Below are 12,796 nucleotides of genomic sequence, written 5' to 3' on the forward strand. Positions count from 1 at the left end.
GACACGGGTCCGCTCAGCCGCGGGTCGCCCACACGTAACGGTGTTCCGGGCGGCCCGCGTCGCCGTACTTGAGGGTCAGTCGCGCCCGTCCCGTGCGCTCCAGGAGCTTCAGATACCGCTGGGCCGTCTGCCGGCTCACCCCCGTCCGTTCGGCGATCTCCTGGGCGGACAGCGGTCCTTCGGCGTTCATCAGCGCCCGGCGCACCAGCTCGGCCGTCGTGGGGGAGTGCCCCTTGGGCAGCCCCGGCTCCGACGGCGCGGACAGGGCGCCGAAGATGCGGTCCACCTCGGCCTGTTCGGCCTCGCCGCCGCCGTCCAGAGTGCGCCGCAGCTGCGCGTACGCCTCCAGCTTGGCGCGCAGACCGGCGAAGGCGAACGGTTTCACCAGGTACTGCAGCGCCCCCTGCCGCATCGCGGCCTGGACCGTCGACACGTCCCGCGCCGCCGTCACCATGATCACGTCGGTCTGGTGGCCGCGTCGGCGCATCTCCCGGACGACCGCGAGGCCGGTGTCGTCGGGCAGGTAGTGGTCCATGAGGACCAGGTCGAGACGCGGCAGAGTCTCCACCTGCCGCAGCGCCTCGGCGGCGTTGTGCGCCTCACCGGCCACATGGAATCCCGGCACCTTGTCCACGTACGCGGCGTTGACCCGGGCGACGCGGGTGTCGTCGTCCACGACCAGGACCTCGATCATCGCGCCTCCTCCTCGGCGACGGGAGCGGGCTCGGGCGACGTCCCGAACACCGCGGGTTCCGGTTCCGGCTCGGTGAGCGCCTCCGGCAGGACCACGGTGAACTCCGCACCGCCGCCCTCCGCCGCGCCCACCGTCGCGCTCCCGCCCTGCCGTTCGGCGAGCCGGCGCACCAGCGAGAGCCCGATGCCCCGCTTGCCGTGCGCGGGCGGCTTCTTGGTGGACCAGCCCTCCGTGAAGATCAACTCTCGCTGGTCGGCGGGGATTCCGGGTCCCGTGTCGCGTACTGCCAGGACGACCGTACGGCCCTCGGTGCGCAACTCGACCTCCACGCGCGCGTGCAGGGTGCCGGCGACCGCGTCGAGAGCGTTGTCCACCAGGTTGCCCACCACGGTGACCAGGCCCCGCGGATCGATCAGCCGGTCCGGCAGCCGGGTGTGCTCCGACACCCACAGGGCGACTCCGCGCTCGGCCGCGACCGTCGCCTTGCCGACCAGCAACGCGGCCAGCAGGGGGTCCTGGATCTTCTCGGTGACCTGTTCGGCGGTGGCCCGGTGGTCGCCGACCACCTCGCCGACGAACTCCACGGCGTCGTCGTACATATCCAGTTCCAGCAGTCCGAGCAGGGTGTGCATACGGTTGGCGTGCTCGTGGTCCTGGGCGCGCAGGGCGTCGATCAGCCCGCGCGTGGAGTCGAGTTCACGCCCCAGCTGCTCCAGTTCGGTGCGGTCGCGCAGGGTGGCCACGGCGCCGCCGTCGTCGGTGGGCATGCGGTTGGCCACCAGCACGCGCTGGCCGCGCACGGTCAGCAGATCGGTGCCGGTCACCCGGCCGGCCAGGACGTCGGTCGTACGGCCCGCGCCGAGCGCCTCGTCGGGGGTCTGCCCGACGGCCTCGTCGCCGATGCCGAGCAGCCGTCGCGCCTCGTCGTTGAGTAGGCGGATACGGCCGCCCCGGTCGAGGGCGACCACGCCCTCCCGGATGCCGTGCAGCATCGCCTCGCGCTCCGCGAGCAGCGCCGAGATATCGGAGAAGGCCAGGTCACGGGTCTGCCGCTGGACGCGGCGGGAGATCAGCCAGGCGGCCAGCGCGCCCACCGCGAGAGCGCCGCCGGCGTACGCGAACAGGCCCGGGATGGCGCTGATCAGCCGCGCCCGCACGCTGTCGTAGGCGATACCGACGGAGACCGCCCCGATGATGCGGTGGTCCGCGTCGTACAGCGGCACCTTGCCGCGGGCCGAGCGGCCCAGGGTGCCGTTGTCGATCTCCATGACCTCGTTGCCGGCGAGGGCGTCCCATGGACTGGTGGAGACGTGGTGACCGATCTCCCCGGGGGTCGGGTGCGACCAGCGAACTCCGCGGTGGTCCATCACCACGATGTACTCGGCGTGCGTGGCCTTCCGGATCCGCTCGGCCTCCTTCTGCACCGGGCCGCCGCTGGTCGGCGGGGTGGTCAGGATGCCCTCGGCGATCTGCGGGTCCTGGGCAGTCGTCTGCGCGATGGCCAGCGCGCGGCGCTCCGCCTCCTGGTCCAGCTGCTTGCTCAGCGGCGCCAGGAACAGCCCGGTCGCGAGCACCGCGACCCCCGCGGCGATCGCCACCTGCATCAGCAGCACCTGCGAGAACACCCGGCGTGGCAGACCGAGGCGCAGACGCCGGGCGGGGGGAGTGGGGCTCATGGGCACGACGGTACGTGGGGTGGCCCGACGCGCCCCAGGGGATGTGGTGGGGATCTCTTGACCAGTTCTTGAACGAGGTGGTCGCTCAGCTCGCCAGCGCCGTCGGCCTCAGCTCGCGCACGGCCACCACGTCCATCCGCGCGGGCGTGCCCAGGACCGCGGCACCACAGCTCTCCGGGCGGGGCGGCAGCGACGCGCCCCGCACCACGGTCACCCGCCAGCGGCGGCCGTCGGCGTGCCCGACGGTGACCTCCCAGCGCGGGTCCCCGCCATCCGTCCGTACGACGCTCAGCACCCCCGCCCGGTACTCGCCCGCGGCCGACCGCACGGCCAGCTCGGCCGCCTGGCCGGGCCGTTCCCAGGCCGAGCAGCCGCGGCACCCCTCGACCACCACGCGCCCCTCCTGCGCGCCGTGCAGCGCCTCCTTGATGGTGTGCGCCTCGGCGCGGCCGTAGGCGTAGCCGTACGGCAGGACGAGCACCGTCGGCGAGAAGCGATGTCCACCCAGATGGGTGACCTCCCAGACGCCGCGCACGCCGGAGGCGGACAGTTCGGTGGCGAGGGGGCGGCCCAGGAGGGCGCAGCAGCGGTCGCGCTTGCCGTTGGTGCACACGAGCGCGAGCGGGTCGCCGCGGTACGGTCGCCCGCCGAGCGCGGCGCCGAAGGAGCGATGGTCCCCCGCTCCGAGGGCGGCGAAGTCGAGGCCGAGCAGCCGCCCGGGATCGCGGGTCGTGGCACTGTGCAGCCACACGCGGCCCGGCACGGTGTGGGCGGCGTACAGCTGCCGGATGGCGGGCCCGCCGGGGTCGGCGTGGCGCCCGGGTCGCCGGATGAGCGCGATGCGTACGCCGGTTCCCTCGGCGGCCGCCTCCAGCGCCCGGCCCAGCGCGGGGTCCAGGTGGCTCGAAGTGAGTGCCTTGGCACCCCATGGGCCGGGCTGTTCCAGCAGCAGCCACGTCGTCGCCGTGGCCGCCGTACCGGAAACGGGCTCGTCGAGGCTCCGGGAGACGGTCGCGCACCTACTCACAGAGGTGAGCCTAACCTGACTCTCCCTGGGGCGACTTCCGGCGGCGGTTGTGCCCTGCTCCGGGCGGGTTCGGGAGCCACGGATCGGCACCCGGCCACGGATCGGTGCTCTACTCCGGGAGCGGATCGGTGCTCTACTCCGGGAGCGGCTGTGGAGGTCGCGGTCCGACGTAGTGGCCGACGGGGCGCATGCGCAACGGGCGTTCGCCGTACTCCTCCAGGGCGTGTGCGATCCAGCCCGCCGTCCGCGCCACGGCGAAGATCGTCTCGCCGGCCGTGGCGGGCATGCCGCTGGACGCGGTGAACACCGCCAGGGCCAGGTCGACGTTGGCGTGCAGCGGGGTGTGCCGGGCGGTCGTGGCCACGATGTCCCGGGCGGCGAGCAGGGCGGACTCCGCGCGCGGGACCTGCTCCAGGAGGGCGAACAGCACGCTCGCTCGGGGATCCTCGTCGGCGTACAGGCGGTGGCCGAGCCCGGGGATGCGGCGGCCCGCGCGCAGTTCGTCGGCGATCACCGGGACCGCCGTGCCCTGGTCGAGCACGTCGAGCAGCATGCGGTGGGCCAGGCCGCTCGCGGCGCCGTGCAGCGGGCCCTCCAGGACGCCGAGCCCGGCCGAGACGGCCGCGTAGGCGTGCGCGCGGGCCGAGGCGGCGACGCGGACGGCGAGTGTGGAGGCGGCCAGGTCGTGGTCGGCGAGCAGGGCGAGGGCGGTGTCCAGGACGCGCAGGGACGCCTCGTCGGCGGGGCGGCCGGTCAGCCGGCCCCAGAGCCGCTGGGCGAGCGGGCCGTCGCCCTTGTGGGCGTGCCGGACCGGCGGCAGCGCGGCGACCAGCGTGGGGATGAGGATCCGCGCGGTGTTCAGCACGGCGTCCTCGGAGAGGTCGAAGCGCAGCGGGTCCTCGGCCGCCGCTGCGATCGCCGCCACGCGCAGCCGGTCGGTGGGGGAGGCGTGCTCGGACAGGGCGTTCACCGCGCGGCGGGCGACCTCCACGGTGGTGCCGGGCGCGCGGAAGGTGATGCCCGGGGTCAGGCGGCCCGTCCACAGCCACTCCGCGACCTCCTCGTAGGAGTGCCGGGTGGCCAGTTCGACGGCGTCCACGCCCCGGAAGAAGTACCGGTCCCGCTCGATCAGCGTGATGCGGGTCCGGACGGACAGGTCCCCGCCGGTGCCCGGGGTCCCGGCCGCCTCGCGCCGGTTGCGCCGGGCGAGCGCCTCGACGTCCTTCGCGTCGAAGGTGCTGGCACGGCCGCCGGGCTCGCGTCTGCTGCTGAGCAGGCCGCGGCTCACGTACGCGTACACGGTCTCCGGCTTCACGCCGAGCAGTTCGGCGGTCTCCTTGGTGGTCAGCCTTCGTCCGGGACGGCCGGGAGCGGGTTCGTGATCGCGCATGGGGGTCACCGTAGCCGCCTCCGCACATCTTGATTGGTATACATTGATTGGATCAATATTGACAAGAAATTAGTCAAGCATGGACAGTCGGATCAAGTCCAGGGAGGAGAACCATGGCCATCAACAGGACCGCGACCCCGCTCATCGACGCACCGCGCGGACTCGCCGGCGTCGTCGTCACCGAGACCGAGATCGGTGACGTCCGGGGGCGTGAGGGCTTCTACCACTACCGCCAGTACTCGGCCGTCGAACTCGCGCAGACCCGCGGTTTCGAGGACGTCTGGCATCTCCTGGTCCACGGCACGCTCCCGGACGCGTCGCGGCGCGCCGCCTTCACCGCCGAGACCGCGGCGTTGCGGCGGCTGCCCGAGGAGGTCCGCACGGCGCTGCCCGCGATCGCCGCGGCGAGCCGCGTCTCCGGCCCGCTGTCCGGGCTGCGCACGGCCCTGTCCCTGCTGGGGTCGGCGCGGGGGCTGCGACCGGTCTACGACATCGAAGGGGACCGGCGCCGCGCCGACACCGTGGCCGTCTGCGCTGCCGTGCCCACGCTGCTCACCGCCCTCTACCGGCTCGGGCAGGGCCTGGACCCGGTCGAGCCGCGCGAGGACCTCCCGTACGCGGCCAACTACCTGTACATGCTCACGGGTGAGGAACCCGAGCCGCGGCGGGCCCGTGCGGTCGAGCAATACCTGATCTCAACCATTGATCACGGCTTCAATGCGTCAACGTTCACTGCCCGGGTCATCGCCTCCACCGGCGCCGACGTGGCGGCCTGTCTGACCGGCGCCGTGGGCGCCCTGTCGGGGCCGCTGCACGGAGGTGCGCCCAGCCGGGCCCTGGACACCCTGGACGCCATCGGCACGCCGGACCGGATCGATCCCTGGATCCGGGAGCGGGTGCTCGCCGGCGACCGGATCATGGGCTTCGGACACGCCATCTACCGCACGGAGGACCCCCGTTCGCGGATGCTGCGGGAGATCGCCCTCGGCTTCGGCGGCCCGCGCGTGGACTTCGCGGTGGAGGTCGAGCGCCGGGTCGAGGCGATCCTCGCCGAACTCAAACCGGGCCGCGAACTGCACACCAACGTCGAGTTCTACGCCGGCGTGGTCATGGAACTCTGCGGGCTGCCCCGTGAGATGTTCACCCCCACCTTCGCGGCGGCACGGGTCGTGGGCTGGAGCGCCAACATCCTGGAACAGGCGGCCGACTCGAAGATCATCCGGCCGGTGGCACGGTATGTGGGACCGCGGCCGCCGGTCGCGGTACCGGCCGCGCTCTGACTGCCGGAAGCCGACGGTAACGCCCTCTTATGCTGGTCCGGCATTCGGTCCACCTGGTCAACCCGGTCAACCCGGTCCACATGAGAGAGGTCACCCGTTGGGGAACAGCAACGGTCCGCAGATCCCGGTCGTCGTGCTCGCCGGATTCCTGGGCTCCGGGAAGACCACACTCCTCAACCACCTCCTGCACCGCAGCGGAGGCAGCCGTATCGGGGCGATCGTCAACGACTTCGGCGCCATCGAGATCGACGCGATGGCCGTCGCGGGCGCCCTCGGGGACTCGACCGTCTCGCTCGGCAACGGCTGCCTGTGCTGCGCGGTCGACGCGAGCGAACTCGACCTCTATCTGGACCGGCTCGCCGCCCCGGACACCGGCATCGACGTGATCGTCATCGAGGCCAGCGGGCTCGCCGAGCCGCAGGAACTCGTGCGGATGGTGCTGGCCAGCGAGCACCCGAGGGTCGTCTACGGCGGCCTGGTCGAGGTCGTGGACGCCGCCGAGTTCGACGACACCCGTGCCCGGCACCCCGAGATCGACCGGCACCTGGCCCTCGCCGACCTGGTCGTGGTCAACAAGCTCGACCGGGCCGCGCACGGCGAGCGGGTGCTCGCCGTGGTGCGCTCCCTCGCGGACCGCGCCGCCGTCGTCCCCGCCACCTACGGCCGGATCGACCCGGAGTTCCTCTTCGACTGCCGGCCGAGCCAGGAGCGCATCGGGCAGCTGTCCTTCGACGACCTGCACGAGCACACAGGCGGCGACGAGCACGCAGGACACCTGCACACGGGTTACGACAGCGTGTCCTTCACCTCCGAGACGCCCCTGGAACCCCGCCGCCTCATGCGGTTCCTGGACAGCCGTCCCGACGGGCTGTACCGGATCAAGGGGTACGTCGACTTCGGGCCGTACGACACCCTCAACCGGTACGCCGTGCACGCCGTCGGCCGGTTCCTGCGCTTCTACCCGGAGCCCCGGGCCGCCGCCGACGCCCCTCTCACCCAGCTCGTGCTGATCGGCTCCGGCATCGACACCGAGGCCCTCGGCCAGGAGCTCAAGGGGTGCGAGAACGGCGACGCCCCACACGCCGACGAACACGGCATGTGGGGCGTCCTGCGCTATGTCCAGGGCTCCGAGGAAGATCCCGAAGCCGAGGCCTACGACAGCTAGAACACCGGCCCCGCGACCACCGACACCGTCTTCGGCAGCGACGTACCCGAACCGTCCCGGCGCGGGTCCAGCTCCGGCAGGTCCGCCGGGGTGCCGTTCTTCTGCGCCGCACGCGCCGGAGTCGGGCCCGCCCAGGCCAGCGCCAGGCAGTCCTCGCCCTTCAGGAACCGCTGGCAGCGCACGCCACCCGTGGCCCGCCCCTTGCGCGGGTACTGGTCGAACGGGGTCAGCTTGGCCGTCGTCTGCACCGAGTCGTCCAGCGTGCCGCGCGAGCCGGCCACCGTGAACACCACCGCTTCGGCCGCCGGGTCGACCGCCGTGAACGAGATGACCCTCGCGCCCTCGGCGAGCTTGATACCCGCCATACCGCCCGCCGGGCGGCCCTGCGGGCGCACGATGGACGCCTGGAAGCGCAGCAGCTGCGCGTCGTCGGTGATGAAGACCAGGTCCTCCTCGCCGGTGCGCAGCTCCACCGCGCCGACGATCCGGTCGCCCTCCTTGAGCGTGATGACCTCCAGCTCGTCCTTGTTGGACGGGTAGTCGGGCACCACGCGCTTGACGACACCCTGCTCGGTGCCGAGCGCGAGGCCCGGGGAGGACTCGTCCAGCGTGGTCAGGCAGACCACCGTCTCGTCGTCCTCCAAGGAGACGAACTCCGCCAGCGGCGCGCCTCCGGAGAGGTTCGGCGCCGCCGCCGTCTCCGGCAGCTGGGGCAGGTCGACCACGTTGATCCGCAGCAGGCGGCCCGCCGACGTCACCGCACCGACCTCGCCGCGCGCGGTCGCCGGGACCGCCGAGACGATCACGTCGTGCTTGACCCGCTTGGCGCCGGCCTGCTCCGGGAATGGCTCGGCGGTCGCCGTACGGGCCAGCAGACCCGTCGAGGACAGCAGCACCCGGCACGGGTCGTCGGCCACCTGCAGCGGCACGGCGGCGACCGGGGCGCCCGCGGACTCCAGCAGGACCGTACGCCGGTCGGTGCCGAACTTCTTGGCCACGGCGGCCAGTTCGGCCGAGACCAGCTTGCGCAGCTCCGCGTCGGACTCCAGGATCCGGGTCAGCTCCTCGATCTCCGCGGTGAGCCGGTCCTTCTCCGCCTCCAGCTCGATGCGGTCGTACTTGGTGAGGCGGCGCAGCGGCGTGTCGAGGATGTACTGCGTCTGCACCTCGCTCAGCGAGAAGCGCTCCATCAGGCGCTCCTTGGCCTGCGCGGAGTTCTCACTGGACCGGATCAGCCGGATGACCTCGTCGATGTCGACCAGCGCGGTCAGCAGACCCTCGACCAGGTGCAGCCGGTCGCGCCTCTTGCCGCGGCGGAACTCGCTGCGGCGGCGGACCACCTCGAAGCGGTGGTCCAGATAGACCTCCAGCAGCTCCTTCAGGCCCAGCGTGAGCGGCTGACCGTCCACCAGCGCCACGTTGTTGATGCCGAAGGACTCCTCCATCGGGGTCAGCTTGTACAGCTGCTCCAGGATCGCCTCCGGCACGAAGCCGTTCTTGACCTCGATGACCAGGCGCAGTCCGTGCTCGCGGTCGGTGAGGTCCTTGACGTCGGCGATGCCCTGGACCTTCTTCGAGTTCACCAGGTCCTTGATCTTCGCGATCACCTTCTCGGGGCCGACCGTGAAGGGCAGTTCGGTGATGACCAGGCCCTGTCGGCGGGCCGTCACCGTCTCCACCGACACAGTGGCACGGATCTTGAACGTGCCGCGGCCCGTCGCGTACGCGTCCCGGATGCCGTCCAGGCCGACGATCCGGCCGCCGGTCGGCAGGTCAGGGCCGGGGACGTGCTTCATCAGCGCGTCCAGGTCCGCGTTCGGGCTCTTGATCAGGTGGCGGGCGGCCGCGATGACCTCGCGCAGGTTGTGCGGCGGCATGTTCGTCGCCATGCCGACCGCGATGCCCGAAGAGCCGTTGACCAGCAGGTTCGGGAAGGCGGCCGGCAGTGCCACCGGCTCCCGCTCCTGGCCGTCGTAGTTCGGCGCGAAATCGACCGTGTCCTCGTCGATCGACTCGGTCATCAGGCTCGTCGCCTCGGCCTGCCGGCACTCGGTGTACCGCATGGCGGCCGGCGGGTCGTCATTGCCCAGCGAGCCGAAGTTGCCGTGGCCGTCGACGAGCGGCACACGCATGGAGAACGGCTGGGCCATGCGCACCAGGGCGTCGTAGATCGACGCGTCGCCGTGCGGGTGCAGCTTGCCCATGACCTCGCCGACGACACGCGCGCACTTCACGTAGCCGCGGTCGGGGCGCAGGCCCATCTCGTTCATCTGGTACACGATCCGCCGGTGCACCGGCTTGAGGCCGTCGCGGGCGTCCGGCAGGGCGCGCGAATAGATGACCGAGTACGCGTACTCGAGGTAGGAGCCACGCATCTCGTCCACGACGTCGATGTCGAGGATCTTCTCCTCGTACGAGTCGTCTGGCGGCGGGGTCTTCGTGCTGCGGCGGGCCATCGCTGCCGGCTCCTTGCTGAAGCGATTGACGGATCTGACGCCGACCATTGTGGACCGCGGCACTGACAACCCGTACCGCGACCCGGTCCCGGCGGACTTCCGGGAGCCACGGGCCGGTCCGGGGCAGGCTAAGGGATCCGCTGTGGGCGTACGGCCCGCGGGAACTTCGCCGACGCCCCGCACGGTTTGCATACAGTGGCAGGAACGGCAGGAAACCGCGGTTTCGACAACCGCTCCGCTCGCGAAGGGACGTACATGCCCATGGGTCACACGACCACAGCCGAGGCAGGCTCCGGGGGCCTGACAGCGACCGAGCATCGCCTGGCCAACGGTCTGCGCGTGGTGCTCTCCGAGGACCACCTGACCCCGGTGGCGGCGGTCTGCCTCTGGTACGACGTCGGCTCCCGCCACGAAGTCAAGGGACGTACCGGCCTGGCTCACCTTTTCGAGCACTTGATGTTCCAGGGCTCGGGGCAGGTCAAGGGCAACGGTCACTTCGAGCTCGTCCAGGGCGCCGGCGGCTCGCTCAACGGCACCACCAGCTTCGAGCGCACCAACTACTTCGAGACCATGCCCGCCCACCAGCTGGAGCTCGCCCTCTGGCTGGAGGCAGACCGGATGGGCTCGCTGCTGGCCGCCCTGGACGACGAGTCCATGGAGAACCAGCGGGACGTCGTCAAGAACGAGCGCCGCCAGCGCTACGACAACGTGCCCTACGGCACCGCCTTCGAGAAGCTGACCGGCCTGTCGTACCCGCAGGGCCACCCCTACCACCACACGCCGATCGGCTCGATGGCGGACCTGGACGCGGCCACCCTGGAGGACGCCCGCCAGTTCTTCCGCACCTACTACGCGCCGAACAACGCGGTACTCTCCGTGGTCGGCGACATCGACCCCCGGCAGACGCTCGCCTGGATCGAGAAGTACTTCGGGTCGATCCCGTCCCACGACGGCAAGCCCGCGCCCCGCGACGGCACCCTGCCGGACGTCATCGGCGAGCAGAAGCGCGAGGTCGTCGTCGAGGAGGTCCCGGCGCGCGCCCTGATGGCCGCCTACCGGCTGCCGCACGACGGCACGCGCGCGTGCGACGCCGCCGACCTGGCCCTGACCATCCTCGGCGGCGGCGAGTCCTCCCGCCTGTACAACCGGCTGGTGCGCCGCGACCGTACGGCCGTCGCGGCCGGCTTCGGACTGCTGCGCCTGGCCGGCGCGCCCTCGATGGGCTGGCTGGACGTGAAGACCTCCGGTGACGTCGAGGTGCCGGTCATCGAGACCGCCATCGACGAGGAGCTGGCCCGGTTCGCCGAGGGGGGCCCCACGCCCGAGGAAATGGAGCGCGCCCAGGCCCAGTTGGAGCGCGAGTGGCTGGACCGGCTGGGCACGGTCGCCGGCCGCGCCGACGAACTGTGCCGGTACGCCGTCCTGTTCGGCGACCCGCAGCTGGCCCTCACCGCCGTGAAGCGCGTCCTGGAGGTGACCCCGGAGGAGGTCCGGGAGGTCGCCCAGGCCCGCCTGCGCCCCGACAACCGCGCGGTGCTGGTCTACGAACCGAAGTCCCCGGAGAAGGCCCCGGACGCCGACGTGCCCGAGGACCCGGAGCAGGAAGCGACCGTAGAGGCCGGCAACGAGAACGAGGAGACGGCCAAGTGACCGAGCTCGCCACCATGGACTTCCACCCCCAGCCGCAGCCCGGCGAGGCCAAGCCGTGGGCGTTCCCGGCCCCCGAGCGGGGCACACTCGACAACGGCCTGACCGTGCTGCGCTGCCACCGCCCCGGCCAGCAGGTCGTCGCCGTCGAGGTGCTGCTGGACGCCCCCCTGGACGCCGAGCCGGCCGGCCTGGACGGCGTCGCCACGATCATGGCGCGGGCCTTCTCCGAGGGCACCGACAAGCACTCCGCCGAGGAGTTCGCCGCCGAGCTGGAGCGCGCGGGCGCCACGCTGGACGCGCACGCCGACCACCCGGGCGTCCGGATCAGCCTGGAGGTCCCGGCCTCCCGCCTGGCCAAGGGCCTCGGCCTGCTCGCCGACGCGCTGCGCGCGCCCGCGTTCGCCGAGAGCGAGGTCGAGCGGCTGGTCCGCAACCGCCTGGACGAGATCCCGCACGAGTTGGCCAACCCCTCCCGCCGGGCCGCCAAGGAGCTCTCCAAGGAGCTGTTCCCCGCGGCCTCGCGCATGTCGCGCCCGCGCCAGGGCACCGAGGAGACGGTCGAGAAGATCGACGCCGCCGCCGTACGCGCCTTCTACGACCGCCACGTCCGGCCCGCGACGGGCACCGCGGTCGTGGTCGGCGACCTCACCGGGATCGACCTGGACGCGCTGCTCGGCGACACCCTGGGCGCCTGGACCGGCACCCCGGGCCAGCCGCGGCCCGTGCCGCCGGTGACCGCCGACGACAGCGGCCGCGTGGTCATCGTGGACCGGCCCGGCGCCGTCCAGACGCAGCTGCTCATCGGCCGCGTCGGCCCCGACCGGCACGACCGCGTGTGGCCCGCGCAGGTGCTCGGCACCTACTGCCTCGGCGGCACCCTCACCTCGCGCCTGGACCGCGTCCTGCGCGAGGAGAAGGGCTACACCTACGGTGTGCGCTCCTTCGGCCAGGTCCTCAGGTCCGCCCCGGACGGCACGGGCGCGTCGATGCTCGCCATCAGCGGCTCCGTGGACACCCCCAACACCGGCCCCGCGCTGGACGACCTGTGGAAGGTGCTGCGCACCCTCGCGGCGGAGGGTCTGACCGACGCCGAGCGGGACGTGGCCGTGCAGAACCTCGTCGGGGTGGCGCCGCTGAAGTACGAGACCGCGGCGGCCGTCGCGAGCACGCTGGCCGACCAGGTCGAACAGCACCTGCCCGACGACTTCCAGGCGACGCTCTATCAGCAGCTGGCCGCGACGGGCACGGTGGAGGCCACGGCGGCCGTCGTGAACGCCTTCCCGGTGGACCGCCTGGTGACCGTCCTGGTCGGTGACGCCTCCCAGATCAAGGCGCCGGTCGAGGCGCTCGGCATCGGCGAAGTCACCGTCGTGGCGGCCGAGTAGCGGGAGCCGTCGTAGCGGCCGGGTGCGCCCGGGCGGCCGCACACGCGCGTGGGGCCCTGACGACCTACAGGCC

The 12,796-nt window shown here is 72.3% G+C and carries 9 protein-coding genes; 4 read left to right on the forward strand and 5 right to left on the reverse strand.

The genetic code is table 11. The annotated features are described in order from the left end of the window. Positions 1-13: 13 nt before the first annotated feature. From ACWC0C_RS03535 to ACWC0C_RS03550, 4 genes are all read right to left on the reverse strand, one after another. The gene (locus ACWC0C_RS03535) at positions 14-694 is read right to left on the reverse strand and encodes a response regulator (RefSeq protein WP_449200440.1); all 681 of its coding nucleotides are present in this window, start codon (positions 692-694) and stop codon (positions 14-16) included. Further along, entirely contained in the window at positions 691-2,370 is a 1,680-nt protein-coding gene (locus ACWC0C_RS03540) for an ATP-binding protein (RefSeq protein WP_450861278.1), read from the reverse strand. The genes ACWC0C_RS03535 and ACWC0C_RS03540 overlap by 4 nt, the downstream gene beginning before the upstream one ends. A gap of 85 nt (positions 2,371-2,455) precedes the next feature. Further along, complete coding sequence (locus tag ACWC0C_RS03545) at positions 2,456-3,397, reverse strand: sucrase ferredoxin (RefSeq protein WP_449200442.1); 942 nt, start codon at positions 3,395-3,397, stop codon at positions 2,456-2,458. 133 nt (positions 3,398-3,530) lie between these two features. Next, on the reverse strand, positions 3,531-4,787 hold the full coding sequence (locus ACWC0C_RS03550; RefSeq protein ID WP_450861280.1) for a citrate synthase: 1,257 nt from the start codon (positions 4,785-4,787) through the stop codon (positions 3,531-3,533). A gap of 113 nt (positions 4,788-4,900) precedes the next feature. On the opposite strand from ACWC0C_RS03550, the gene ACWC0C_RS03555 reads away from it, so the two are divergent. Together ACWC0C_RS03555 and ACWC0C_RS03560 are read left to right on the forward strand one after the other, a co-directional pair. Continuing rightward, positions 4,901-6,067: a citrate synthase gene (locus ACWC0C_RS03555; RefSeq protein WP_450861282.1), complete on the forward strand. Its 1,167-nt coding sequence runs from the start codon at positions 4,901-4,903 to the stop codon at positions 6,065-6,067. A 97-nt stretch (positions 6,068-6,164) separates the two neighbouring features. Beyond that, on the forward strand, positions 6,165-7,232 hold the full coding sequence (locus ACWC0C_RS03560; RefSeq protein ID WP_450861283.1) for a CobW family GTP-binding protein: 1,068 nt from the start codon (positions 6,165-6,167) through the stop codon (positions 7,230-7,232). Here ACWC0C_RS03560 and ACWC0C_RS03565 read toward each other — a convergent pair. Beyond that, complete coding sequence (locus tag ACWC0C_RS03565; protein WP_449200446.1) at positions 7,229-9,688, reverse strand: DNA gyrase/topoisomerase IV subunit A; 2,460 nt, start codon at positions 9,686-9,688, stop codon at positions 7,229-7,231. The genes ACWC0C_RS03560 and ACWC0C_RS03565 overlap by 4 nt on opposite strands. 255 nt (positions 9,689-9,943) lie before the next feature. On the opposite strand from ACWC0C_RS03565, the gene ACWC0C_RS03570 reads away from it, so the two are divergent. Both ACWC0C_RS03570 and ACWC0C_RS03575 read left to right on the forward strand, forming a co-directional pair. Continuing rightward, positions 9,944-11,338: a M16 family metallopeptidase gene (locus tag ACWC0C_RS03570; RefSeq protein ID WP_450861285.1), complete on the forward strand. Its 1,395-nt coding sequence runs from the start codon at positions 9,944-9,946 to the stop codon at positions 11,336-11,338. Further along, positions 11,335-12,723, forward strand: a complete 1,389-nt coding sequence (locus tag ACWC0C_RS03575; protein WP_449200448.1) for a M16 family metallopeptidase — start codon at positions 11,335-11,337, stop codon at positions 12,721-12,723. Before ACWC0C_RS03570 ends, ACWC0C_RS03575 begins: the two co-directional genes overlap by 4 nt. The last annotated feature ends 73 nt before the right edge of the window (positions 12,724-12,796 follow it).

The sequence above is a fragment of the Streptomyces sp. NPDC001709 genome, from assembly GCF_053596375.1.

Coding starts and splice junctions, on each gene's coding strand:
- ACWC0C_RS03555 (WP_450861282.1), top strand. CDS start 4,901: ATGGCCATCAACAGGACCGCGACCCCGCTCATCGACGCACCGCGCGGA.
- ACWC0C_RS03565 (WP_449200446.1), bottom strand. CDS start 9,688: ATGGCCCGCCGCAGCACGAAGACCCCGCCGCCAGACGACTCGTACGAG.
- ACWC0C_RS03535 (WP_449200440.1), bottom strand. CDS start 694: ATGATCGAGGTCCTGGTCGTGGACGACGACACCCGCGTCGCCCGGGTC.
- ACWC0C_RS03550 (WP_450861280.1), bottom strand. CDS start 4,787: ATGCGCGATCACGAACCCGCTCCCGGCCGTCCCGGACGAAGGCTGACC.
- ACWC0C_RS03570 (WP_450861285.1), top strand. CDS start 9,944: ATGCCCATGGGTCACACGACCACAGCCGAGGCAGGCTCCGGGGGCCTG.
- ACWC0C_RS03540 (WP_450861278.1), bottom strand. CDS start 2,370: ATGAGCCCCACTCCCCCCGCCCGGCGTCTGCGCCTCGGTCTGCCACGC.